At 69.3% G+C, this 23,748-nt stretch carries 24 protein-coding genes; 7 read left to right on the top strand and 17 right to left on the bottom strand.

Annotated elements, in window-relative coordinates; translation table 11 throughout:
* Window positions 1–107: 107 nt before the first annotated feature.
* Together ACIBI5_RS36625 and ACIBI5_RS36620 are read right to left on the bottom strand one after the other, a co-directional pair.
* Window positions 108–551, bottom strand: coding sequence for a DUF3598 family protein (locus ACIBI5_RS36625; RefSeq protein WP_397253563.1), 444 nt, complete (start codon window positions 549–551; stop codon window positions 108–110).
* A gap of 23 nt (window positions 552–574) precedes the next feature.
* Window positions 575–1,372 (bottom strand): SAM-dependent methyltransferase, encoded by a 798-nt coding sequence (locus ACIBI5_RS36620; protein ID WP_397253561.1) that lies wholly within the window; start codon window positions 1,370–1,372, stop codon window positions 575–577.
* A gap of 241 nt (window positions 1,373–1,613) precedes the next feature.
* On the opposite strand from ACIBI5_RS36620, the gene ACIBI5_RS36615 reads away from it, so the two are divergent.
* From ACIBI5_RS36615 to ACIBI5_RS36595, 5 genes are read left to right on the top strand one after another with little or no spacing between them, the layout of a single operon-like run.
* Entirely contained in the window at window positions 1,614–2,609 is a 996-nt protein-coding gene (locus ACIBI5_RS36615) for an ABC transporter substrate-binding protein (RefSeq protein WP_379620330.1), read from the top strand.
* Complete coding sequence (locus ACIBI5_RS36610; RefSeq protein ID WP_397253559.1) at window positions 2,606–3,415, top strand: ABC transporter permease; 810 nt, start codon at window positions 2,606–2,608, stop codon at window positions 3,413–3,415. The genes ACIBI5_RS36615 and ACIBI5_RS36610 overlap by 4 nt, the downstream gene beginning before the upstream one ends.
* Window positions 3,412–4,167 (top strand): ABC transporter permease, encoded by a 756-nt coding sequence (locus ACIBI5_RS36605; RefSeq protein WP_397253557.1) that lies wholly within the window; start codon window positions 3,412–3,414, stop codon window positions 4,165–4,167. The genes ACIBI5_RS36610 and ACIBI5_RS36605 overlap by 4 nt, the downstream gene beginning before the upstream one ends.
* Complete coding sequence (locus ACIBI5_RS36600; RefSeq protein WP_397253555.1) at window positions 4,164–5,618, top strand: dihydroorotase family protein; 1,455 nt, start codon at window positions 4,164–4,166, stop codon at window positions 5,616–5,618. The genes ACIBI5_RS36605 and ACIBI5_RS36600 overlap by 4 nt, the downstream gene beginning before the upstream one ends.
* Window positions 5,608–6,015 carry a pyridoxamine 5'-phosphate oxidase family protein gene (locus ACIBI5_RS36595; RefSeq protein WP_397253553.1) on the top strand — a complete coding sequence of 136 codons (408 nt, stop codon included), beginning with the start codon at window positions 5,608–5,610 and terminating at the stop codon, window positions 6,013–6,015. Before ACIBI5_RS36600 ends, ACIBI5_RS36595 begins: the two co-directional genes overlap by 11 nt.
* On the opposite strand, the gene ACIBI5_RS36590 is transcribed toward ACIBI5_RS36595, so the two are convergent.
* Genes ACIBI5_RS36590 through ACIBI5_RS36565 form a run of 6 tightly spaced genes read right to left on the bottom strand, consistent with a single transcriptional unit; the run spans window position 6,012 to window position 10,984 of the window.
* Complete coding sequence (locus ACIBI5_RS36590) at window positions 6,012–6,761, bottom strand: ABC transporter permease (protein ID WP_397253551.1); 750 nt, start codon at window positions 6,759–6,761, stop codon at window positions 6,012–6,014. The genes ACIBI5_RS36595 and ACIBI5_RS36590 overlap by 4 nt on opposite strands.
* Window positions 6,758–7,504 (bottom strand): ABC transporter permease, encoded by a 747-nt coding sequence (locus ACIBI5_RS36585; protein ID WP_397253550.1) that lies wholly within the window; start codon window positions 7,502–7,504, stop codon window positions 6,758–6,760. Before ACIBI5_RS36585 ends, ACIBI5_RS36590 begins: the two co-directional genes overlap by 4 nt.
* Window positions 7,501–8,478 (bottom strand): ABC transporter substrate-binding protein, encoded by a 978-nt coding sequence (locus tag ACIBI5_RS36580; protein ID WP_397253548.1) that lies wholly within the window; start codon window positions 8,476–8,478, stop codon window positions 7,501–7,503. Before ACIBI5_RS36580 ends, ACIBI5_RS36585 begins: the two co-directional genes overlap by 4 nt.
* 21 nt (window positions 8,479–8,499) lie before the next feature.
* Window positions 8,500–9,264 carry an ABC transporter permease gene (locus ACIBI5_RS36575; RefSeq protein WP_397253546.1) on the bottom strand — a complete coding sequence of 255 codons (765 nt, stop codon included), beginning with the start codon at window positions 9,262–9,264 and terminating at the stop codon, window positions 8,500–8,502.
* On the bottom strand, window positions 9,261–10,031 hold the full coding sequence (locus ACIBI5_RS36570; protein WP_397253544.1) for an ABC transporter permease: 771 nt from the start codon (window positions 10,029–10,031) through the stop codon (window positions 9,261–9,263). The genes ACIBI5_RS36575 and ACIBI5_RS36570 overlap by 4 nt, the downstream gene beginning before the upstream one ends.
* Complete coding sequence (locus ACIBI5_RS36565; RefSeq protein ID WP_397253542.1) at window positions 10,028–10,984, bottom strand: ABC transporter substrate-binding protein; 957 nt, start codon at window positions 10,982–10,984, stop codon at window positions 10,028–10,030. Before ACIBI5_RS36565 ends, ACIBI5_RS36570 begins: the two co-directional genes overlap by 4 nt.
* 211 nt (window positions 10,985–11,195) lie before the next feature.
* On the opposite strand from ACIBI5_RS36565, the gene ACIBI5_RS36560 reads away from it, so the two are divergent.
* On the top strand, window positions 11,196–11,972 hold the full coding sequence (locus ACIBI5_RS36560) for an ABC transporter ATP-binding protein (protein ID WP_397253541.1): 777 nt from the start codon (window positions 11,196–11,198) through the stop codon (window positions 11,970–11,972).
* A 413-nt stretch (window positions 11,973–12,385) separates the two neighbouring features.
* Here ACIBI5_RS36560 and ACIBI5_RS36555 read toward each other — a convergent pair whose 3' ends face one another.
* The 6 genes from ACIBI5_RS36555 to ACIBI5_RS36530 form a co-directional block, all read right to left on the bottom strand.
* Window positions 12,386–12,961 (bottom strand): GTP-binding protein, encoded by a 576-nt coding sequence (locus tag ACIBI5_RS36555; protein WP_397253539.1) that lies wholly within the window; start codon window positions 12,959–12,961, stop codon window positions 12,386–12,388.
* Complete coding sequence (locus ACIBI5_RS36550) at window positions 12,942–13,346, bottom strand: DUF742 domain-containing protein (protein WP_214641576.1); 405 nt, start codon at window positions 13,344–13,346, stop codon at window positions 12,942–12,944. The genes ACIBI5_RS36555 and ACIBI5_RS36550 overlap by 20 nt, the downstream gene beginning before the upstream one ends.
* Before the next feature lie 20 nt (window positions 13,347–13,366).
* Complete coding sequence (locus tag ACIBI5_RS36545; protein WP_157250067.1) at window positions 13,367–13,789, bottom strand: roadblock/LC7 domain-containing protein; 423 nt, start codon at window positions 13,787–13,789, stop codon at window positions 13,367–13,369.
* Window positions 13,786–17,409 carry a nitrate- and nitrite sensing domain-containing protein gene (locus tag ACIBI5_RS36540; RefSeq protein ID WP_397253538.1) on the bottom strand — a complete coding sequence of 1,208 codons (3,624 nt, stop codon included), beginning with the start codon at window positions 17,407–17,409 and terminating at the stop codon, window positions 13,786–13,788. The genes ACIBI5_RS36545 and ACIBI5_RS36540 overlap by 4 nt, the downstream gene beginning before the upstream one ends.
* Window positions 17,410–17,702: 293 nt before the next feature.
* Complete coding sequence (locus ACIBI5_RS36535; protein ID WP_397253743.1) at window positions 17,703–19,118, bottom strand: aminobutyraldehyde dehydrogenase; 1,416 nt, start codon at window positions 19,116–19,118, stop codon at window positions 17,703–17,705.
* A gap of 40 nt (window positions 19,119–19,158) precedes the next feature.
* Window positions 19,159–20,433 (bottom strand): glycosyltransferase, encoded by a 1,275-nt coding sequence (locus ACIBI5_RS36530; protein ID WP_397253536.1) that lies wholly within the window; start codon window positions 20,431–20,433, stop codon window positions 19,159–19,161.
* Between the two features lie 91 nt (window positions 20,434–20,524).
* Here ACIBI5_RS36530 and ACIBI5_RS36525 point away from each other — a divergent pair, with 91 nt between their 5' ends.
* Window positions 20,525–21,160, top strand: a complete 636-nt coding sequence (locus tag ACIBI5_RS36525) for a TetR/AcrR family transcriptional regulator (RefSeq protein WP_397095231.1) — start codon at window positions 20,525–20,527, stop codon at window positions 21,158–21,160.
* Here the strand turns inward: ACIBI5_RS36525 and ACIBI5_RS36520 are convergent.
* The 3 genes from ACIBI5_RS36520 to ACIBI5_RS36510 are packed head-to-tail and all read right to left on the bottom strand — an operon-like array spanning window position 21,154 to window position 23,738.
* On the bottom strand, window positions 21,154–22,194 hold the full coding sequence (locus ACIBI5_RS36520; RefSeq protein WP_397253535.1) for an ABC transporter ATP-binding protein: 1,041 nt from the start codon (window positions 22,192–22,194) through the stop codon (window positions 21,154–21,156). The two genes, ACIBI5_RS36525 and ACIBI5_RS36520, sit on opposite strands and share 7 nt — an antisense overlap.
* Window positions 22,181–22,960: an ABC transporter permease gene (locus ACIBI5_RS36515; protein ID WP_397253534.1), complete on the bottom strand. Its 780-nt coding sequence runs from the start codon at window positions 22,958–22,960 to the stop codon at window positions 22,181–22,183. Before ACIBI5_RS36515 ends, ACIBI5_RS36520 begins: the two co-directional genes overlap by 14 nt.
* Complete coding sequence (locus ACIBI5_RS36510) at window positions 22,953–23,738, bottom strand: ABC transporter permease (protein ID WP_397253532.1); 786 nt, start codon at window positions 23,736–23,738, stop codon at window positions 22,953–22,955. The genes ACIBI5_RS36515 and ACIBI5_RS36510 overlap by 8 nt, the downstream gene beginning before the upstream one ends.
* Between the last annotated feature and the right edge of the window lie 10 nt (window positions 23,739–23,748).

Below are 23,748 nucleotides of genomic sequence, written 5' to 3'. Positions count from 1 at the left end.
GCGATAGCGGGGGAAATACGATCATCAACGGAGAGACTCTGTCAACGCGGGTGTCGGCTCCGGGCAGAGCCCCCGGCCGCCCTCGGTTCGGACGGCCGGGGCGGGGGTCAGGCCACCCGTCGCTCGTCGATCAGCGTGCGCTTGACGCAGACGCCGCCCTTGACCCACTGCCATACGCGGCTCTTGCTCTTGCCGTCGTCGCTGAGGACGATCAGCTCGAACAGCCGCAGGTCCTCGTCGGCCGCCTTGTATATCCAGCTCAAGTAGATCGTGGACGCGTCCAGCTCCCAGAACTCGCCCCTGATGCGCTCGGTGTCGAAGCCGCAGCGCCCGTTGCCCAGATACGTGCCGGGGAACTGGAGCTCCTCGGTCCTGCCGTCGTCCCAGGTGTAGCGGTTGACCTGGTGGTAGGTCTTGTCGTCCACGATGGTGCAGGTCAGGTGGGAGCGGTGGCGGTCGATCAGGTTGCCGTCCGCGTCAAGGTGGGTGTACGTGCCCTCCCACTCGCCCTCGTGGCGGGCGAGCAGCGGCATGTCATCACGAAGACCCATAGGAACACCTCTTGCAGGGTTGGTCATGGTTTGCGGCCGACACCGGCGACCGCCAGCTTCAGCACCGGATGGCTCTCCTGGAACGGTTGATCGGGATCGGGACGCCAGTCAGGCACCCCTACCAGCCCGGGATCGACCATTTCAAGACCCGCGAAGAAGCGGGCGATCTCGTCCTTGGTGCGGTATCGGGTGTTCCGGGCCTCCAGCAGCGAACGGCTCTGCTCGTCGCCCCTGTTCAGGAGGTGGTGGATGAACACGTAGCTGCCCGAGGGAAGGGCGGCGACGAGCTCCTTCGTGAGGTGCCACGGGTCCTCCTCGTCCTGGACGTGGTGGAGGATCCCGCAGAGGATCAGGCCGACCGGCCGCCTGAGGTCGATGTGCGCGAGCAGCTCGCGATCGCCCAGCAGGGCGGCGGGCTCGCGCAGGTCGGCGTGTACGGCCAGCGTGTTGACGTTCCTGGCCAGCAGGGCCCTGGCATGGACCAGGACATGAGGGTCGTTGTCCACGTAGGCGACACGCACCCCGGGATCGACCGAGTGAGCCACCTGATGCACGTTTTCGGCTGTCGGTAACCCGGTGCCGATGTCGATCAGCTGGCGTAGACCGACCTCTCCGACCAGAAATCTGACGACCCTGCCCAGCACCGCGCGTTGCGCGCGGACCCCGATCTCGACACCGGGCATGAGCGCGCGGATGCGCTCACCCTCGGCCCGGTCGACACCGAAGTTGTCCTTGCCCCCGAGCAGGTAGTCGTACACACGAGCAGGGCTGGCCTCCGACAGATTCAGTCCGTAGGGAGCCTCACCATCGACGTCTGCCACGACACCCCTTACACCCAAACCTATGATCGCCCTCTGAGCCTATCCGGAAAGCCACCCTGCCATCTACACGACATACCAACATAAATACCCATAAAACCGGACAAAGTACGCGGGATAATTTAAATCCGACGGTCAAAAGGCTAAAACTGACATATCCACTATATCTCCTTTAAATCTCTTCTCGTGCGTTACAGTGCGTGTCATCGTCGCTCACACCCCCTGGTTCATAAGGAGACACGGCATGCGGTTACGTGCCCTGGGGCGCACCGCCCTGATCGGCCTGGCGACAACCCTGGTGATTGCGGGGTGTTCTGGATCCGGGACGGAAAGCAAACCGGGGGGTACGGCCAACGCGTCGGGTCTGGAGAAGACCTCGTTGCTCATCGGCCAGTACCCCGGAGCCGACTCTGCGCCCCTGTTCATCGCCATGGAACGCGGCTTCTTCAAGGAGCAGGGACTTGATGTCAGGCAGGAGCCCATCCAGGCTCCGCAGGCCGTCTTGCCCAAGCTCAGCAACGGCCAGATGGACGTCGTCCTTGGCAGCTACGCCACCATCCTGACCATTCAGGAGGGCGGTTCGGAGAAGTTCAAGTACATCGCCGACTCCTATCAGGGAGCCAGCGGCGCGTTCGGCGTGATGGTCGCCAAGAATTCACCGATCAAGAAAATCTCCGACCTCAAGGGAAAGAAGATCGGCGTCAACGCGCTCAAGGGACTCGGCGTTCTCACCATGAACCCGCACTTGAAGATCAACGGCGTCGACCCGCAGAAGGACGTCACCTACGTCGAGATCGCGACCACCAACTGGCTGTCGTCGCTGGAGAAGGGCGACGCGGACGCGGTCTGGATGACCGACCCGTACGTCAGCGAGGCGGAGAGCAAGCTCGGCGCCACCATGCTGATCGACACCATGTCCGGCCCCACCGAGAGCCTGCCCATCACCGGCTGGGCCGCCACCGAGAAGTGGATCAGCGAGAACCCCAAGACCATGGCCGCCTTCCAGCGCGCGATGGCCAAGGCGCAGAACATCGCCGCCACCGACCGTGACGCGGTGACCGCGATCCTGCCCACGTTCACCAAGATCCCCAAGGAAACGGCCGCGACGATCAACCTCGGCAACTACCCGACCTCGCTGAACGCCCAGCGCATCCAACGCGTCGCCGACCTGATGGCCGAGTACGGCTTCCTGAAGGCGAAGATGGACGTGAGCACGATGATCGTCAATCCGCAGGGATGACCGCAGCGATCGACGGAACGCGGCGCGAGCGCGACCCGCTCGCCCGCGTCCCCCTAGCGAAGATCACCCGCCACGTCGTCGGCGTGGCGGCTTTTCTGCTTCTGTGGGAGGTCACGAGCCGGGCCGGGCTGTTCACCTGGCTGCCGAACGCCTCCGACTCGCTGATCAGGTTCGCCACGCTGGCCGCCGACCCCGTCTTCCTCGGCGACTTGGCCGCGACCCTGACCGCCGCGATCCTCGGGCTCGGGCTCGCGGTGCTGCTGGCCGTACCGGTCGGGCTGCTGCTCGGAACTGTGCCGGTGGTGGAGGAGACCACGCGCGCCATCGTGGAGTTCCTGCGGCCCATCCCGTCGGTCGCGCTGATCCCGCTGGCACTGTTCTTCTTCACGCCCGAGATCAACGCCAAGATCGCGCTGATCGTCTACGCCGCGTCCTGGCCCATCCTCATCAACACCCTGTACGGCGTGCGCGACGTCGACCCGGTCGCCGCCGAGACCCTGCGCTCGTTCGGCTTCGGCGCGGGCGCGGTGGTGTGGCGAGTGGCGCTGCCGAGCGCGGCGCCGTTCATCTTCACCGGTGTACGGCTGGCCGCCTCGGTCACCCTCATCCTGGCCATCAGCGTGGAGTACTTCGTCGGCGGCGCCAGCGGCGTGGGCAGGTTCCTCATCGAGGCCAGCTCCGGCATCGGCGAGTCGGCCATGCTCGACGTGATCGCGACGCTGATCTGGGCCGGACTGGTCGGCCTGGTGGTCAACGCGGTGCTGCTGCGCGCCGAGCGGCGGCTGTTCAGGTGGCGGAGCGCATGATCAGGACTCTCGTCAAGCGGCTCTGGCTGATCCCCGTCGTCCTGGTCGGCTGGGAACTGGCCGCGGTCGCGGTCGCCAGCCCGTACTTCCCGGCGCCCTCGCGCATCGTGGTGCGGCTGTATGAGATGTTCGCCGCCGAAGAGGCGATCGGGCACGTCTGGCCGAGCCTGGCCAGGGTGGTCGGCGCCTGGTGCGTGGCGGTGCTGGTCGGTGTCCTGCTGGGCGTGGCGCTGGGGCGTGCGCAATGGCTGGCCGACTACATCGACCCGCTCGTGGAGTTCGGCCGGGCGGTGCCGCCGCCGGCGATGCTCCCGGTCTTCCTGGTGCTGTTCAGCATGGGCACCGAGGTACAGGTGGCCACGATCATCTTCGGCATCATCTGGCCGATCCTGCTGAACTCCATCGACGGCGCCCGCCACGTGGAGCGGATGCAGATCGAGACGGCCACCGTCTTCGGCATCCCCGCCCACCTGCGGATCCTGCGCATCATCCTGCCCGCCGCCTCCCCCAAGATCTTCGCGGGGCTGCGGCTGAGCGTCTCACTGGCGCTCATCCTCATGGTCGTCTCCGAGCTCAAGGGCAGCACGGAGGGCATCGGCTACCTGCTCAGCCTCGCCTCCAACAATGCCGACATGCCCGCCCTGTGGGCCGGCGTCGTGATGCTCGGCGTGCTGGGCTTCCTTCTCAACTCCCTGTTCCTCATGGGCGAGCGCCGCGTCCTCGCCTGGCACCACAACCGGAGGCGGTCATGACAGACCTGCTGATCAGGAACGTGCGGGTGGTCACCCAAGAGCGTGACGAACCCGTTGAGGCGGACATCGCCATATCGGACGGCCGCATCACCGCGGTCGCCCCCGGCCTGCCGCCCGGCGACGACGTCATCGAGGGGAACGGCAAGCTCGCCTTCCCCGGCGTGGTCGACGCCCACCAGCACTGGGGCATCTACAACGCGCTGGAGGAGGACGCCTCGACCGAGAGCCGGGCGGCCGCCCAGGGCGGCGTCACCACCGCGCTCACCTACATGCGCACCGGCCAGTACTACCTCAACCGGGGCGGCCCCTACGCCGAGTTCTTCCCCGAGGTGCTCTCCCGGGCCGAGGGACGCGCCTACATCGACTACGGCTTCCACCTGGCGCCCATGTCGAGCACGCACATCGCGGAACTGCCCGACCTGATCGAGAAGCACGGCGTGCCCAGCTTCAAGATCTTCATGTTCTACGGCGGGCACGGCCTGCACGGCCGTTCCAACGACCAGAGCCGATTCCTCATGCTGCCCGACGGCGAACGCTACGACTACGCCCACTTCGAGTTCGTCATGCGCGGCGTCCAGGCGGCCCGCGAACGTTTCCCCGACCTGGCCGGCGAGATCTCGCTGTCGCTGCACTGCGAGACCGCCGAGATCATGACCGCCTACACCAAGCTGGTCGAGGAGGCCGGCGAGCTCAGCGGCCTGGCCGCCTACAGCGCCTCGCGGCCGCCGCACTCCGAGGGCCTGGCCGTCTTCATCGCCTCCTACCTGGCGCACGAGACCGGGCTGGCCAACATCAACCTGCTGCACCTGTCCTCGCGCAAGGCGCTGGACGCCGCGGTGCGCATGGCCGCCGCCTTCCCGCACATCGACTTCCGCCGCGAGGTCACCATCGGGCACCTGCTGGCCTCCGTCGAGACCGCCGAAGGGCTGGGCGGCAAGGTCAACCCGCCGATCCGGCCCCAGGAGGACGTCGAGGCGCTGTGGGAGTACGTGCTCGACGGCACCGTCGACTGGGTGGTCAGCGACCACGCCTGCTGCCGCGAGGAACTGAAGTACGGCGAGCCGCGGGACGACGTGTTCGTGGCCAAGGCGGGCTTCGGCGGCGCGGAGTACCTGCTGCCGGGGCTCGTCTCCGAGGGCCGGCGGCGCGGCCTGCCGTACGGGAGGATCGCCGCGCTCACCTCGTGGAACCCCGCGCGCAGGTACGGCCTGCGGTCCAAGGGCACGATCGCGCCCGGCTACGACGCGGACGTGGCGCTGGTGGACCCGGACCAGACGTGGACGGTGCACGCGGCCGACTCGGAGTCCACGCAGGAGTACACGCCGTTCGAGGGCTTCGAGCTGACCGCCCGGGTGACCGACACGTTCGTGCGCGGACACCACGTCATGGACGCGGGTAAGATCATCGGCCGTCCCCTCGGCTCCTATCTCGTGAGGCCCGGTGTTCACTGAAGGCGAGCTCCTCTACCTGCGTGACCACACGATCGGCCGGCTGGCCAGCGCCGGCGCCGACGGGCGGCCGCACGTGGTGCCGGTGCGGTTCCGGCTGTCGGAGGGCGGGCGGTCGCTGGAGATCGGCGCGCGCGACCTGCCCGTCCGCGGGCAGCGGCGCGCCTACCGCGACAACGCCGCCGAGAACCCGGAACTGGCGATCGTCGTGGACGACTACACCGAGGACGGCGTGCCGCGCGGCCTGCTCGTGCGCGGCACCGCCAAGCTCCACGACAGCGGCGGCGAGCAGGTGGTGCGCGGCGGCGGCCCGCAGTGGCTTGAGCTGCTGCCCGCCTCGATCTCCTCGTGGGGGATCGACTCGGCCGGGTACGCGCCCCCGATCCGCCGCGCGTTCTAGCCGCCCTGCCAGGCCAGCACCCTGCGCTGTACGGCCAGCAACACCGCGTTGAGCGCGTAGCCGAGCACCCCGATCAGCACCACCGCCGACCACATCCTGGGCAGGTCGCCGACCGCGTAGGCGTCCTGCAGCAGGTAGCCGATGCCGTTGGACGAGCCGGGCATCAGCTCGGCGAAGACCATGAGGATCAGCGCCACGGACATGCTCAGCCGCAGCCCGGCGAACACCTTCGGCAGCGCCGACGGCACGAGCACCCGCCACAGCCGCTGGACGGCGGTCAGGCGGAAGACCTGGGCGGTCTCCAGATGCTGCCGGTCCACGCCTTTGACGCCGTCGGCGGTGTTGAGCAGGATCGGCCAGAGCGTGGCGAAGGCGATCGTGGCCAGCTGCATCTGGGTGCCGACGCTCAGCAGCACGATGAAGACCGGCACCAGCAGCGGGGGCGGGACGGCGCGGAAAAGCTGCAGCACCGGGTCGGCGTAGGCGCGCGCCTTCTCCGACCGGCCCAGGACGAAGCCCAGGACCACCCCGGCGACCACCGCGCCCGCGAGCCCGGCCGCCAGCCTGCCCAGGCTCGGTGCGAAGTGCTCGATCGCCTGGTCGGTGAGGATGTAGGGGCCGGAGAACCACATCTCGTACATGCGGGCCGCGATCTGCGAGGGCGGCGGGAAGAAGCGGTTGCCCGCCGAGCGCGACAGCGCCTCCCAGGCCAGCGCGCAGGCGGCGAACACCGCCCAGCGGATCACCGGTGGGCCCAGGAGAACAGGCGGCGCTCGCCGCGTACCAGCAGGGTGTTGGCGAGCAGGCCGAGCAGGGCGGCCCAGACGGTGACGGCCAGCACCTCGACCGTGGCGTCGGGGACGAACGTCGACTGGGCCACGTGCACCCCGATCCCCTGTCCGGTGCCCATGTAGATCTCGCCGGCGATGGTGGCGATCAGGGCGATGCCGGCCGCCAGCCGTACACCGGTGGCGATGAACGGCGCCGCGCTCGGCAGCGAGACCCGCACCAGCACCGCGGTACGGCCGAAGCCGAAGGCGCGCAGCGTGTCCACGGCCACCGGCTCGACGTCGCGCAGCCCGTACACGGCGTTGAACAGGACGGGCCACAACGCGACGTAGGTGACGACCACGAGCCGGGTGGTGGCGCCGGAGCCGAGCATCATGCCGACCAGCGGGAAGAGCGCGACGCCCGGCATCGGGCGGAGGAACTCCAGCACCGCCCTGCTCGCCCGCTCCACGCCCGGCAGGGTGCCGAGCAGCAGCCCGGCCGGGATCGCGAGGACGGTGGCCAGAAGCGTGCCGCCGGCCCAGGTGAACAGGGTGCCCGCCAGATGGGACAGGTAGCCGGGTTCCAGGGCGAGCGCCGCCGCCCTGGCCAGGATGTCCCCGGCGGGCGGCAGCGTGCCCCCGCTCGCCCGGCCCAGCGCCTCCAGGCCGGCCAGCAGAAGCGCGACGCCCACGACGCCGCGCCGGCGGTACCCGGTCAACCGCCCGGGGTGTAGATGAGGTCGGCGGCCTTGAAGTCGCTCTTGAGCAGGCCCTCGACCTTCATCTGGTCGATGACGCGCTGGAGGCGGGCGGCGTCGGGCGCGGTCGGGAAGTCGACGAGCTTGATCGCCGCGGCGGTCGTGGCGTCCATCTTGGTGTAGGTGGGCAGTTGCAGGACCTTCTCGACGCTGACCCGGTCGGCGGCCAGGCTCTGCGCCTTGCCGAGCGCCTTGCCCAGGGCGGCGGCGGTCTTCGGGTGGGCGTCGATCCACTCCTGCTTGACGAAGTAGCCGGCGGTGGGCCAGTTCTGCGTGGTGCCGGAGGCCAGGTCGGTGACGAGGCGGAAGCCCTTGCCCGCGGCCTGGCTGGTGAACGGCTCGGTGAAGGCGGCGGCGTCCACCTGTCCCGCCTCGACGGCGGCGACCGTGTTCGGGACCGGCACCTGCACGTACTCGACCTTGGCCGGATCGGCGCCGGCGTCGCGCAGGACCGCGTTGAGCATCAGCGGCTGGACGTTCTTCAGCACCGCTACGGCGACCTTCTTGCCCTCCAGGTCCTTGACCGTCTTGATCGGCGAGGACTCCGGCACCATGACCGCCTGGACACCGGGCTTGCCGACCGACCCCTCAGAGATGATCTTCAGCTTGGCGCCGTTGTCGATGATCTGCAGCAGGCTCACGTAGTTGGCGAAGCCCAGGTCGACCTCGCCGCTGTTGAAGGCGACGCTGCCCGCCTTGCTGTCGGTGAAGAACTGCGCGGTGAGGTCAAGGCCCTCGCTCTTGAAGACGCCCTTGTCGAGACCCACGTGCAGCCCGGCCTGGTCGAGGAACGGCAGCGCCATCGCCTTGACCACGCTCGTCTCCTGGCCCGCGGCGGTCTTGCCCGGCTCCGCCGCGTCCGTCCCCGAGCCGCATCCCGCCAGCGCCGTCGCGGCCACCAGGACCGTTAACAGCGACACTCGGGAGAATTTCATGAAAGTTCCACCTCTTCCGGCTTACGCCCCCTGCCACCCGAGCAGGCGGCGCTCGATCACGACGAACAGGGAGTTCACCACGTAACCGAGCAGACCGAGCAGCGCGATGGCGGCCCAGACCCCCGGGGTGTCGAACCCCCGCTGCGCCTGCAGCAGCTGATACCCGATCCCGTCGGTGCCGCCGAACAACTCGGAGATCACCATCATGATCAGTGCCAGCGAAAGACTCAACCGCAGACCGGCCAGGATCTTCGGCGCCGCCGCCGGGATGATGACCCTGCGGACCTGCTCGGCGCGGGACAACCCGAACACGCGGGCCGTCTCGATCTGCAGGACCTCGACCGAGCGGGCGCCGTCGATCGAGTTCAGGAGCACCGGCCAGATCACGCCGAAGACGATCCCGGCCAGCTGCGTGGCCAGGCCGCCCTGCAGCAGAGCGAGGAAGAAGGGCAGCAGCAACGGCGGCGGCACCGAGCGTCCGAACTGGATCAGCGGCCCGGCGTAGTCCTGAGCCGCCCGCGAACGGCCGATCAGCACCCCCGCCAGCACACCGGCCGCGGCGGCCAGCAGCCAGCCGGTGAACATGCGGGCCAGGCTCGGCAGCAGGTTGGCCACCGCCTCGTCGGTCAGGAACAACCGGGCGGCCGGGCCGGAGAACCACAGCTCGCGCATCCGGCCCGCGATCGCGGTCGGCGGCGGGAAGTCGGTGTCGGCCTTCAGCCGCGTGAGCGCCTCCCACACGACCAGCACAGCGGGCACGAACCACAGCCTGTTCAGCACGCTCACCCGGCCACTCCCCTGCGCGCCTCGTGCCAGCGGAACAGGCGGCGCTCTCCCGCCTCCAGCAGCGTGTTGGCCATCAGGCCCGCCGCGCCCGCCCAGAGCGTGGCGGCCAGCATGAGATCGGTACGGTTGCCGCTGCCCGCCTGGATGACGAAGACGCCGATGCCGGAGCTGCCTCCGGCCAGCAGTTCCGCGCTGACCGCGAGAATGAGGGCCACGCCGGCGGCGATGCGGACGCCGGTGGCCACGAACGGGGCGGCGCTGGGCAGGCTGACCCGCCACAGCACCGCCATAGGGCCGAAACCGAAGCTGCGCAGGGAATCCTTGGCCAGGGGGTCGACCTCGCGCATGCCGTACAGCGTGTTGATGAGGATGGGCCACACGGCGGCGTACACGATCACCGAGGCCTTCATCGCGACGTCCACGGGGATGAGCAGGATCGCCAGCGGGATGATCGCCACCGACGGGATGGGACGCATGAACTCCAGCAGCGGGCGGGTCGCCCGCTCGGCGGCGGGCAGCGCGCCGAGCGCCACGCCCGCCGGCACCGCGACGGCGACGGCGGCCAGCAGGCCGAGCGCCCAGTTGAGCAGGGTGGCGGCGACGCCCGCCAGAAACGCGGGGTCGGCCAGGAGCAGCGCGGCCTCGATCAGCACGGCCGAAGGCGGCGGGAACACCACGCCCTCGGCCAGCCAGAAGCGCACGACCAGCTCGGCCACGAGCAGGAACGCGGCGACGCCCGCCGCGCCCCGCACGGCACGCACGCTCATCCGGCGGTGCTGACCAGGAGCGTCTTGACGTCCAGGGGCTGCTTGAGATATCCGAACTCCAGCATCAGGTCGGCCACCCGTTGCAACCTGGCCGCGTCGAGGTCGGTCGGGAAGCTTCCCAGCGTGATCTTCGTGACCGCCGTCTTGTCGATCTTCGAGTACGAGGGAATGACCTCCTCGACGGCCTTGCGGTCACCGGCGGCCAGCTTCTGCGCCTTGCCGATCGCGCGCTGGAAGGCGGCGAGCGTCTTGGGGTTCTTCGCGACCCACTCGCCGGTGGCCATCCAGGCGGCGATCGGCAGGCCGGCCGTCGGCCCCGTCATGGTGTCGGCGAGGACGCGCAGGCCCGGCTGGACCTGCGTGGCGGTGATGAACGGCTCGGTCAGCCATGCGGCGTCGGCCTGCCCGGCGGCCAGCGCGTTGCCCATGTCGGGGAACGGCTTCTCGACGAACTTCACCTCGCCCGGCGCCACGCCCGCGCTCTTCAGCGTCGAGGTGACGGCCAGCGTGCCGATGTTGTTGAGGGTGTTGACCAGGATGGTCTTGCCCTTGAGGTCGGCGACCGCCCGGATCGGGGAGTCCTTGGCGATCATGAGGTCGAAGGTGTTCGGGGCGGCGCCGTAGAGGTCGCCGACCACCTTCACCTTCTCGCCCCTGCTCGCGGCGAGGAACGTGGAGACGTAGTTGGTGTGGGAGATGTCGAGGGCGCCGCTCTTGATCTGCGGCAGCGCGACGGCGCCGCCCTGGATCGTGATCGGCTCGACGGTGAGGCCCTCGTCCTTGAAGTAGCCCTTGGACTGGGCGATGTAGAGGGCGGCCGCGTCGGGGATAGGCAGCGCGCCCACCTTGATGACGGGCTTCTCCAGCCCGCCGGTGGACGCCTGCTCGGCACCGCCGCACGCGGTCAGCGCCAGGGTGGTGGCGAGCAGGAGGGCGGGGATCGTACGTCTCATGGTGTGCGCTCCGGGGGGTGGGGAGGGCCTGCCGCAAGAGACGATATTTCATGACGCGCGGCTTTTCTGACACCTTTTCGACGAGTGAAATCCCCAATCCGGACTCAAAGGCACAAAGCAACGTGAATTCTGGTCAATGCCAGCTATGGCTTCACAATTCGGGCCTCCGCTAGAGTCAGGGGGTCACTCGCGCCCCTCAAGGAACCCAACCTTGCTCGAGATATCCAACCTCAGCCACACCTACGGCAGCGGCCCCAGCGCCCACCACGCCATCGAAGGCCTCTCCCTGAGCGTCGCCGACGGCGAACTGCTGTGCATCGTCGGCCCCTCCGGCGCCGGCAAGTCCACACTGCTGCGCAGCATCGCCGGCCTCCTCACGCCCACCGGCGGCGAGATCAAGGTCGACGGGCAGCTGGTCACCCACACACCCGACAACCTGGCCGTCGTCTTCCAGGACTACAGCCGGTCGTTGTTCCCGTGGATGTCCGTGGCCGACAACGTCGCCCTGCCGCTGCGCCGCAAGAACATGGACAAGAAGGCGCGCAGAGACGCCGCGCAGGAGGCGCTGGAGTCGGTCGGGCTGGGGGACGCGGGCAAGAAATACCCGTTCCAGCTGTCCGGCGGCATGCAGCAGCGGGTGGCCATCGCCCGCGCCCTCGCCTACCGTCCGACGCTCATGCTCATGGACGAGCCCTTCGGCTCCGTCGACGCCCAGACCCGCGAGGACCTCGAAGACCTCGTGCTGCAGGTGCGCGGCCACCACCAGATGACCATCGTGCTCATCACGCACGACATCGACGAGAGCGTGTACGTCGGGGACCGCGTGGTCGTCCTGTCCAAGGCCCCCGCCAACGTGGTCGGCGACCTGCCCGTGGACCTGCCGTCCCCCCGCGACCAGATCACCACCCGCGAACACCCCGACTTCGTCCACCTTCGCGCCGAGGTGGGGCGTCTGGTCCGCGGCCTCGACTCCAAGACCCCCGCCTGAACTATCTTCCCGCCCTCAAGCGCTCGCCGTGATCTCCCCGCCTTAAGGCGCTTTTGGGGTTACGGCAAGCCGCCCCACCCCCACCCGCCGCACGTGGCGGGCGACCTTCCAGGGGAACGCTCCTCCGCCTCCGTGGCCGGCCACCGCGACGTGCGCGCGTGCACCCCCTGAGCGGGAAACCCCCGCATCCCAGAGGCTCTCCGCACGGACCCCAGGCACCACGCGCGAGGCCGCGAGACGTTCGCCAGGGACAGGCGCGGGTTCACTCCGTGCCTGGGCGGGTCCAAGCCAGTGCCCCTTGGTGGATTCTCGGCCAGGAGTGCCGAGGTGGTTGTGGGCCAGGGGTGGGTTCTGGGCCAGGGGCAGGTTGGTTGGTTGGCCGGGCTTGGTCCGCTCGGCCAACTTTCCTGGGGTCAGGCCGGGGCGATCTGGCGGGTCAGGGCGTGTTCGACCAGCGTGATCAGGGTCGACTTGACCGACTCCCGGTTGCGGGCGTCGAGGCGGACGATCGGGGTGCCGTCGCTGACCGTCAGCGCCTCGCGCAGTTCCCGCTCATCGTGCAAAAAGGCTCCGTCCCAGCCGTTCACACCGACCACGAACGGCAGCTTGGCCTCTTCGAAGTAGTCGATGGCCGGGAAGCTGTCGGCCAGGCGGCGCGTGTCCACGAGGACCACCGCGCCGATGGCGCCGCGTACCAGGTCGTCCCACATGAACCAGAACCGGTGCTGACCCGGAGTCCCGAACAGGTAGAGGATCAGGTCGCGGTCCAGTGAGACCCGGCCGAAGTCCATCGCCACCGTGGTCGTGGTCTTGTTGGGAGTGAGCGACACGTCGTCGACGCCGGCCGACGCGTCGGTCATGACGGCCTCCGTGGTGAGCGGCAGGATCTCAGAGACCGCTCCCACGAACGTCGTCTTGCCCACGCCGAAGCCTCCAGCCACGACGATCTTCGTCGAGGTGAGGCCGGCGCTAGAGCCTGCGAAGTCCACTGAGTACCCTTTCGAGCAAGTTGAGGTCCGGCTTCCCCGCGTCCAGCGCAGGCTGGTGCACGCGGATCAGGCCTTCCGACGCCATGTCGGCGATCAGCACCCGGACCACCCCGAGAGGTTGCCGTAAAAGGGCGGAGATCTCCGCAACCGACCGAACATTTCGTGTCAGCTGGATGATCGCCTGATACTCCGGACTCAAGAGGGAAATATCTTGGTATTCCGACGTCACGGAGGAAACCAGCGCCTCCATGGCGAACTTCATCCGCGGAGCGGTACGCCCCCCGGTCACGGCATAAGGCCGCACCAGAGAGCTCGGCTTCTGCGGACGGGGCGCCGACGGATGCGGCGGAGTGCTATCACCAGCCCAACCCTGACCTGACACCATGATCTCCTGTCACCGCCCGGCTAGCGGGGGCGGGCCGCCTGCAGCTCCGCCCGTACGGCGGGCGTCAGCACCTGACCGGCCCGCTCGACGAGGAGCGTCATCTGGTAGGCCACCAGGCCCATGTCGCAGTCGGGCGAGGCGAGCACCGCCAGACACGATCCATCACTGATCGACATGATCATCAAAAGGCCGCGCTGCATCTCGATCACCGTCTGGGTGACCATGCCGCCCTCGAAGACGCGGGCCGCGCCCTGGGTCAAGCTGATCACACCGGAGGCGACCGCGGCGAGCTGGTCGGCCCGGTCCTTGGGGAACCCCTCGGAGAAGGCCAGCGGCAGACCGTCCGACGACACGACAACAGTGTGCGCGACACCGGGCACGTTGTTGACGAAATCGGTGATCAGCCAGCTGATGCCACGCGCTCCCTGGCTCAGTTCTCTCATTCCTTCTCCTTCAGATCCTCACGGCCCTGCCGTACACCCTGCTGGAAGCTGGAGAGCCTGCTGCGCAGGCGCTCGGGTGAGATCGGCGGTGCCGGTGACGTCATTGGGGGCTCGGCGGAGCCCGCCGTGCCCGGCACCAGGTTGGCCTTGGGCACGCGCCGCGGCAGTCCGGAGGCGGTGGTGCCGCCCCTGGCGGGCTCGGCGGCGGCCTGCGCGGCCTGGAAACCGCTGTCGGCGGGGGAGGTCCAGGAAGCACCGGCGCCGGACTGTCCCGGCCGGCGCTGCGGCAGACCGGACTTGCCGACGCCACCCGCCTGTCCGGACCCGTCCGCACCCGCACCACCGGCACCGGGGCCGGCACCGGGTCCACCGGAACCCGCACCGGGCCCACCGGCACCCGGACCACCGGCGCCGGGACCACCCGCGCCAGGACCCGCATGGCCGGAGCCCGCACCCGCATAGCCGGGGCCCGCGTGACCAGAACCCGCGTGACCGGAGCCTCCGTAGCCTGAGCCCGCGTTGCCGGGTCCGCCATAGCCGGAACCCGCATCGCCGGGGCCGCCGTGGCCTGCGCCACCGTGGCCGGTGCCAGGGGCGCCCGCGCCCGCGTAGTCCGAGCCAGGGGAGCCCGCGTAGTCCGAGCCATGCGCGCCGGAGGGACCGCCGGTGCCCGTGTAGCCGGGCTGGCCGCCTGAGCCGCCCTGACCGGCGCCCGCGTAGCCGCCCTGGGAGTCCGCGTGACCGCCGGGGCCGGCGTGACCCGCGCCCTGGCCGTAACCCGGGCCCTGGCCGTAACCGGAGACCGGCGGAGGTCCGTCGGCCGAGATGACCGGGTGGGGCATGGTCGGGGGCGAGTCGGCCTCGAAGGAGTCGTAGGCGGGGCTGTTGCCGACGGCGCCGAACGCGCCCGTCCCCGGACCGCTGAAGCCGTCGGAGGCAGAACCCGGAGCTCCGGTGTACCCGCCCTGTCCCACCGGTCCGAACGCGCCGGTCGAAGGACCGGGCAGCTCGGGATCGGCGGGCGGCTCCTGGGCCTTCAGCGGGTCGGGCTCGGGCCGGCGGAACCAGTCGGAGCCCACCGACGAGAAGATCGGCAGGAAGTCCTCGCCCTCGGACTCCATGGGCGAGCTGTCGACCACGGGCAGCGGCCCGGTGAGGTCCTGCGAGGCGTAGTCGGTGTTGTAGGGCGTGAACAGCCCGTTGCCCGAGCCGTTGCCGTTGGGGGTCGAGGAGGCGACCGACGGCCAGTTCGACTCTTCGCCGAAGGACGGCCACCGCTGATCGACCTCAAGCGGCGGCGGCTCCTCCGCGAAGGAGGGCCAGCGCTGGTCGGCCGCGAGCGGCGGCGGCTGCTCGGCGAACGACGGCCAGCTCGCCTCGGGCGACTGCTCGGCGAAAGGCGACTCGCCGGCGAAGGGTGCCTGACCGGCGAAGGGCTGGCCGGCCGAAGGCTGCTGGTCGGTGAAGGGCTGCTGGTCGGCGAAAGGCTGTTGCTCACCGAAGGGCGGCTGCTCACCGAAGGCGGCGGGCGCCTGGTCGCCGGGCGCGTCCGCGTAAGGCGGCTGACCGGATGGGGACGGCTCCTCGCCGTACGGTGTCCAGCCGCCCGTGTCCGGCACCGGCATCGAACCCGGCCACTGGGTGTCGGCCAGCGACTCGTGGGCGCGTACCTCGGGAGTGTCGGGGTTGGCGTACGGCGGCGAGCCCAGCATGGCCGGGTCGAAGGTGGTGAAGCTGTCGTACTGCCCGCGCTGCTGCGGCACCATGCCGTTGGCGGCGGCGACGAGCATGTCGGGCAGCATGACCAGCGCGCTGAGCCCGCCGGTCTCCCGCATGCGCAGCTGGACCCGGATGCCGTGGCGCAGGGCCAGGCGGCCGACCACGAACAGGCCCATGCGCCGGGAGACGGACACGTCCACGACGGGCGGGTTGGCCAGGCGCCAGTTGGCCTCGGCCAGTTCGTCGCCGCTCATGCCGATGCCCAGGTCGCTGATGGTGACGACGAAGCCGCCGTCGGCGGGCGCGCTGGTGACGCTGACCCGGCTCTCGCGCGGCGAGAAGGAGATCGCGTTCTCGATCAGCTCGGCGAGCAGGTGGACGGCGTCGGTGACGGCCGGGCCGACGATCTGGATGTCGGACGGGATCTGGATCTGGACCCGCTCGTAGTTCTCGACCTCGGACAGCGAGGCGCGGGCGATGTCGACCAGCGGGACGGGCTCGCTCCACTTGCGCGCGGCCTCCTGGCCGGCGAGGACCAGGAGGTTCTCGCTGTTGCGGCGCATGCGGGTGGCCAGGTGGTCGAGGCGGAAGAGGTTGGCGAGCCGGTTCTCGTCCTCCTCGCCCTGCTCCAGGCCTTCGATGAGCTGCAGCTGGCGCTCGACGAGCGTCTGCGAGCGGCGCGAGAGGTTGACGAACATGGAGTTGACGTTGGCGCGCAGCTTGGCCTCGTCGCCGGCCAGCCGGATCGCCTCGCGGTGGACCTCGTCGAAGGCCCGTGCCACTTCCCCGATCTCGTCTCGGGTGTTGACGCCGACGGAGGGGACCTCTGGCGTGGCGGCGCCGTCGCCGGACTCGCGCAGCACGCGGACGGTCTCCGGCAGCCTGGTCGTGGCCACCTGGAGCGCCTCGGCGCGCAGCCGGCGCAGCGGGCGGACCAGCGAGCCGGCCACGCGGGTGGTGATCACCAGGACGAGGAGCAGCAGCACGAGGATGAGCGCGCCGGAGATGATGGCGTTGCGCTGCTCGGTGTCGCTCAGCTCGCGGGTCTTGGTCACGACGGCCGTGGCGAGGGAGTCCTCCACCTTGCGCATGGCGTTGACGGTCAGCGTGGTGCTGTCGTACCAGAACAGCAGCTCGCGGCGCGGCGTGGCGGTGATGTCGAGGTCGCGGATCTCCTTGTACTCACGCAGCTGGGCCAGGGCGCGCTGACGCATGGCGTCGGCGCGGTCGATGGCCGGGCCCTTGAGGGTGTCGGTGTACAAGGAGGCGTACTTGGCCTGGGCTTCCTGCTCGAAGGTGGCCAGCTCGGCCTGCTGGGCGTTCCAGGAGCCGAGGAAGTCCGACAGGTCGTCGTAGTCCAGCTTCCGCTCGACCAGCGCGACGACCAGGATGACCTGCTGGCGCGAGACCTCTTCCTTGGCCCTCTGGAGGGCGCCGAGTGCGGCCACGTCCTTGAGCAGGATGTCGTCGTCGCCGACCTGGCCGAGCTCGTCCTGGAGGTTCTCCAGGACGTCGATCATCGTCGAGTAGGTCCGGATCGCGGCTCGGGGCGGCACGCTGTCGCCCAGGATCGACTCGCGCAGCCCGTCGAGGCCGGTGAGCCAGCGGCGCATGTTCTCGACTTCCTGCCGCACGCGCGGCGAGTGCGCGTCGTCGATGGCGGCCGTGCTGTCGAGCACCTTGGTCTTGGCGCCGTCCACGACGGCGCGCTGCGTGCGCAGTTGCGCCATCCGGCTGGGCCGCCGCTGGTCGGCGATGTACCAGGCGGTGAGCGCGCGCTCCTTGCCCATCTCGTGGGAGAGCGCGCCGATGCGCTGGACCAGCTCGGCCACCTGGGTGAGCCGCCGGTACTCGGCGCTGGTGCCGATCGCGTTGGCGAGCTGAACACCGGCGAGGAGCACACCAACGATGGTGGGGATGAGGATCAGGGCCACCAACCTAGAGCGCACACGCCAGTTAGCCAGCCGGAACCGTCCGCCTGTGTACTCCCCTGGCGTCGCGTGCCTGGGGTTTTCCGTCCTCACTGACTCTCGCTACCTCTCGCGCTACGTGCTCGAAAAATCTGACACGCGTGCGGCGCATGGGATTCCGCGGGCGTGGGTAATTGGAACACACCCGTACCAGATCGGCCAACCGTGCATTTCCCATCAAACGCGACCAAACGTGTCATTTCGGTCGGTTTCGCCTTCAGCTTTCAGGCCGGCCGGAAGGAGTCCCGCTCGGCCGGGGCAGCGTGTTTGATCATCAGGTGACGGGTCACCGAGTACTCCTGAACGGCCTCCTGGCTCATGTCCTTGCCGAATCCGCTGCCCTTGACGCCGCCGTGCGGGGCCTCGCTGGCGATCGGAAGATGGTCGTTTACCCAGGTCACACCCACGTCCAGGCGATGCGACACCCTCATGGCCCGCGCCACGTCCCGCGACCAGACCGATGAGGCCAGGCCGTAGCGGGTGTCGTTGGCCAGCCGTACCGCATCGTCCTCGTGATCGAACGGAAGCACCACAAGAACCGGACCGAAAAGTTCACCTTGCACGATTTCGCTGTCCTGCGCCACGCCGGTGACGAGCGTCGGCGGGTAGTAGAACCCGGGTCCGTCGATCGGCGCCCCGCCGTGCACCACCTGAGCGCCCGCCCGCTCGACGAAGCCGTGCACCCGCTCGCGATGGGCCGCCGAGACCAGCGGGCCGATGTCCGTGGCCGCGTCCCAGGGGTCGCCTACGGTGATCTTGGCGAGGGTCGCCCGCAGAGCCTCGACCGTGTCGTCGAAGACCGTCCTGGCGACGTAGACGCGGGTGGCGGCGGTGCAGTCCTGGCCGGTGTTGTAGGTGGCGCCCATGGCCACGCCGCGCGCCGCCTCCTCCAGGTCGGCGTCCTCGAACACCAGAGCCGGGGCCTTGCCGCCGAGCTCCAGGTGGACTCGCTTGAGCGTGCGCGCCGCGCCGGTCATGACCGCGCGGCCGGTCTCGGTGGAGCCGGTCACGCTGACCATGTCCACGCCCGGGTCGGTCACCAGCGCCTCGCCCACGGCCCCGTCGCCCAGCACCACCTGCACGAGCCCCTCGGGCGCTCCGGCGCGCGCGAACAGCTCCGCCAGCCGCAGCGTGGAGCGAGGGGTCTGCGGCGCGGGCTTGATGACGACCGCGTTTCCAGCCGCGACCGCAGGCCCCACCTTCCAGACGGCCATGATGAACGGAAAGTTCCACGGCGCGATCGATCCGACCACCCCGACGGGGCGGCGCAGCAGCACCGAGGTGTACCCGGAGCTCAGGACACCGGCGCCGGTGCCGTCCAGCGAGCGGGCGGCGCCGGCGAAGAAGCGCAGGTTGTCGACGGCGAACGGCAGCTCACCGTCGCGGAAGACCGCGGCCGGCTTGCCCGTCTCCTCGACCTCCAGCCTGGTCAGCTCCTCGGCGTCGGCCTCCACGAGGTCGGCCAGGCGCAGCAGCAGCCGCGCCCGTTCGGCCGGCGTGGTCTGCGACCACTCCTCGAAAGCCCGCCGGGCCTTGCGTACGGCTACCGCCACCTCCCCCACCGGAGTGTCGGGAAGGTCGGCGAAGGGCTGCCCGGTGGCCGGGTTGATCAGTTGGCGCATGGGGTTCTTTCCTTGGATGACCCGGTAACGGCCCGGCGGTGCGGGCCGTACCGGCGGACTACTTCAGGCCGAGCTGCTCGATGAGGTCGGCGGCCTTGCGCAGGCCGTCGCGCTCGCGGATCTCCTCGCCGGTGGCGGCCAGTTCGGCGCGCAGCTCGGTGTCGCCGAGCAGGCGCTCCAGGGCGCCCTTCAGCTCCTCGTCGGTGAAGGTGTAGGTCGACAGCCGCACGCCGTAGCCGAGCTCGTCCACGCGCTGGGCGTTGTCGTACTGGTCCCAGAACAGCGGCAAAAGGATCATCGGCTTGCCGAAGTGCAGGGCCTCGACGGTGGTGTTGTTGCCGCCGTGGGTGATCACCAGGTCGCAGAGCGGGATGATCTTCGTCTGGGGCAGGAACTCCGCCCCGTACATGTTGTCGGCCAGCTTGATCTCCTCGTGCAGCGGGCCCTTGGAGACAATGAACTGATGCCGGGTGGTGGCCAGCACGTCGATCACCCGTTGCATGAGCTCCACGTCGGAGGAGCCGAGCGAGCCCAGCGAGAAGTAGACCAGCGCGCCCTCGCCCCGCTGGAAGGGCAGCTCGAAGGCCTCCTCGGTCTCACGCACGGAGGAGTCGAGCCGGTGCCACGAGGGGCCCAGCGGGCGGGCGTTGGTGTAGTCGAGCACCTCGGGATACACGTAGAGGTTCAGGTCGCCCTCGTGGATGAAGTCGAGGTCGGGCAGCGGGCTCGTGCCCTGCTCCACGCACCAGGCGTTGAAGGCGGTCCAGATCTCGCGGTGCGTGCGCTCGTACTCGGCGCGGAAGGCGTCCCAGCCGGCGCGGTCGTCGGCGGGCAGGCCGGAGAAGACCGGCGCGATGTTCTCGCCGCGCACCTCCAGCGGGTTGCACGACACGATGCGCGCGAACTTCTTGCCCGCGGTCAGCAGCGCCGGGAAGGTGATCACGTTGTCCTCGACGACGACGTCGGGGTTCACGCGCTCGATAATGGCCTTGAGCTGCGGCTCACAGTACTTGACACCGTCGATGAGGGAGTCCCAGATCGGCTTGGTGACGGTCGCGAGCTGCTCCAGGGTGGTCTTGCGGTACTCGGGCGCGGTCTCGCGGATGAAGTCCTTCCAGAACTGGCCGGGGTCCTGCTCCTCGGCGTCCTCCGCCGGGGGAGCCAGGTCGACCAGGTCCTCCTCGAAGCCGAGCGCTTCGAGCTTGCCCTTCCACGACGCCTCGGCCGCGAAGACGACCCGGTGTCCGCGGCGGCGCAGGATGTCGCCGATGCCGATGCTGTTGTTCGTCGGCCCGTACGCGCTCTCGGGCATGAACAGGATGGTGAGAGCCATGTGGTCACTCCGGGGGGAAACGTCAATCTGAACGGGAATTCAAATGCTGATCTAGCGTAAAGGTCAACTTCGCGGCACTATAGTGACGGCTTTGCTGAATCATGGTGCATCGGGGGTGGGCGTGGCCCAGCGCAAGAGTCGCACGGATCGCCGGATCGATCTGATCGAGGCGGCGCGCCGAGCCATCATCCGGCATGGCGTCGACGGAGTGCAGCTCTCGCACGTGGCCGAGGAGGCCGGTCTGACCTCCGGCGCCGTGCTCTACCACTACCCCGACCTCAACGAGCTGCTCGTCGAGGCCCAGCACGCGGGCATGGAGCGCTTCTACGAGCAGCGCCTGCGGCAGATCGCCGCCGTCATGGACCCGGTGGAGAAGCTGGTCATGACGATCCGCTCCGGGCTGCCGACCGGGCCGCTCGACCCGGACGTGCGCCTGCTCAACGAGCTCGGCGGGGCCGCCGGCCGCAACCGGATGTACGGCGTGCTGCTCACCTCGCTCTACGACCGCCAGGTGTCGATGTACCAGTCGATCCTGGACACCGGGGCCGCGCTCGGCGTGTTCACGCTGAGCGCGGACGCGCTGACGATCTCGCGCAACCTGGTGGCCCTGGAGGACGCCTACGGCTACCGCATCACGGCCAGGCACCCGGTGATCGGCCCGGCGGAGGCGGTGGAGCTGATCCTCTCCTACGCGCGCGCGGCGACCGGCAACGACCTCGCTCATTGAACCGCCGGGAGCAGGACCGCGTCCCGCTCCCCCCACTGCAGCCCGACCTCGGCGCCGGGCTTCACCGCGCTGGCGCCCTGCACGGCCACGAGCACGGGCTTGGCCTGGCCGGGCACCTCGACGGAGATGTGCGAGACGCCGCCGTAGAAGCTGACGTCCAGCACGCTGCCCTTGAGCGGGCCGTCCTCGGTCAGTTCCAGCTTCTCCGGCCGTACGGCCAGCAGCGCCGCCGCCCCTTCCGGCACCTGTTCGACGACCGTGCCGCGCAGGGTGCCGAAGTTCTCGGTGCGCAGGGTGCCGTCGGCGCCGGCCGTACCGGCGAAGAGGTTGTTGGCGCCGACGAAGTCGGCGACGAAGCGGGAGCGGGGGCGCTCGTAGAGCTCGACGGGGCGGTCCACCTGGCGCACGCGGCCGGTGTCGAAGACCGCGATGCGGTCGGCCAGCGACATGGCCTCCTCCTGGTCGTGGGTGACGACCACGAAGGTGATGCCGACCTCGTGCTGCAGCCGCTTGAGCTCCAGTTGCATGTCCGCGCGGACCTTCTTGTCCAGTGCCGACAGGGGCTCGTCGAGCAGGAGCAGCCGGGGGCGCTTGACGATGGCCCTGGCCAGGGCGACGCGCTGGCGCTGGCCACCGGACAGTTGCTGCGGCTTCCTGTTCGCCTGGGCGGACAGGCCGACGGTCTCCAGCACCTCGCCGACGCGCTTCTTGACCTCGCCGCGGGGCAGTTTCTCGCGTTCCAGGCCGTAGGCGACGTTCTTGGCGACGCTCATGTGCGGGAACAGCGCGTAGGACTGGAACATGAGGTTGATCGGCCGCTTGTTGGGCGCCAGCGTGAGCAGGTCGGCGCCGTCGAGTGAGACCGAGCCGCCGTCGGGCGTCTCGAAGCCGGCCAGGATGCGCAGGAGCGTCGTCTTGCCGCAGCCCGAGGGGCCGAGCAGCGCGAAGAACTCGCCCTGGCCGATCTCCAGCGAGACCCCGTCGAGCGCGGTGACCTCGCCGAACCGGCGCGTGATGCCGTCAATCTTGAGCACGTGATTCCCCGATCTTCGTCAGCCGCTGCCCCGCGATCACCGCGGTGAAGCTCACCAGCAGGAGGATCGAGGCCAGGGCGTTGATCTCCGGGGTCACCCCGAATCGGATCATTGAGTAGATGACGATCGGCAACGTCGGGTCGGCGTTGCCGATCGTGAAGAAGGCGATGACGAACTCGTCGAGCGAGAGCGTGAACGCGAGCATCGCGCCGGCCACGATGCCCGGCGCCAGCTGCGGCAACGTCACCTTCATGAACGTGGTCACCGGGCCCGCGCCCAGGTCGCGGCTGGCCTCCTCCAGCGAGACGTCCGCGCCGCTGAGGCGGGTACGCACGACCGCGGCCACGAACGCCATCGAGAAGACCGCGTGCGAGAGGATCACCGAGTGCAGGCCGAGCGACTGCTGGATCGTGACGAAGAACAGCAGCAGGCCGATCGCGAGCACCAGGTCGGGCAGGACGGCCGGCATCAGGGCCACCGCGTCCAGGAGCTTGGAGCGCGTGTGGCGGGCCAGGCCGACGGCCAGCAGGGTGCCGAGCACGGTGGCGATCGCGGTGGAGCCGAGCGCCACGATCAGCGTGTTGACCAGGCCCTTGATGACGCGCTCGTCGCCGGCCAGCTCGCCGTACCACTTGAGGCTGAAACCCTCGAAGGTGTAGGCGGACTCGCCGGAGTTGAAGGACATGACGACCAGGACGGCGATCGGCAGGTAGAGGAAGACGATCGTCGCCCAGAACGGGACGTGCAGCAGCCTGGCCCTACGCACGGCGGGCCGCCCAGGACTGGATCATCAGCAGCACGATGAGCACCGCGATCAGCGCGAGGGCCAGCGTCGAGCCGAACGGCCAGTCGCGCGCCTTGAGGAACTCGGTGCGGATCAGGTTGCCCACCATGATCGACTTGCCGCCGCCCAGCATCTCCGGGATGACGAAGTTGCCGAAGCTCGGCACGAACACGAACAGGCAGCCGGTCAGCACGCCGGGCACCGTCAGCGGCAGCGTCACCTTGCGGAAGGTCGTGAACGCGGAGGCGCCCAGGTTCGCCGAGGCCTCGCGCAACTGCGGGTCGAGCTTCTCGATCGTCGCGTACAGCGGCAGCACCATCAGCGGCAGGTAGGAGTAGAGCAGGCCGACGACGACCGCGCCGTCCTTGTAGAGCAGTTCCATCTGGGTGCCGAGCACCGAGTTCACGATGCCGGGGCCGCTGAGCAGCATGATCCAGGCGTAGACCCGGATGATGAAGTTCGTCCAGAACGGCAGCACGATCGCCACCAGCGCGATCGTCTTCCAGTTACGGGGCAGTCGCGCGATGAAGTACGCCGTCGGGTAGCCGATCAGCAGCGCGATCAGCGTGGTGATCGCGGCGATCTTGAGCGAGTTGCCCAGGACGCCGAGGTAGAGCGGGTCGATCAGCCGGGAGAAGTTCTCGGTGGTGAACTCGTAGACGATGCCGCCGAACCGGCCGCGCTTGAAGACCGTGAAGCTGAGCACCAGCGCCAGCGGCACCAGCAGCAGGACGATCAGGTAGGCCAGCCCCGGCGACAAAAAGGAAAAG

It is taken from the genome of Nonomuraea sp. NPDC050540, assembly GCF_044457485.1.
Classification (GTDB): domain Bacteria; phylum Actinomycetota; class Actinomycetes; order Streptosporangiales; family Streptosporangiaceae; genus Nonomuraea.
The sequence above is the reverse complement of the archived record's forward strand: the minus strand, read 5'-3'. Positions and strand labels throughout refer to the sequence as shown.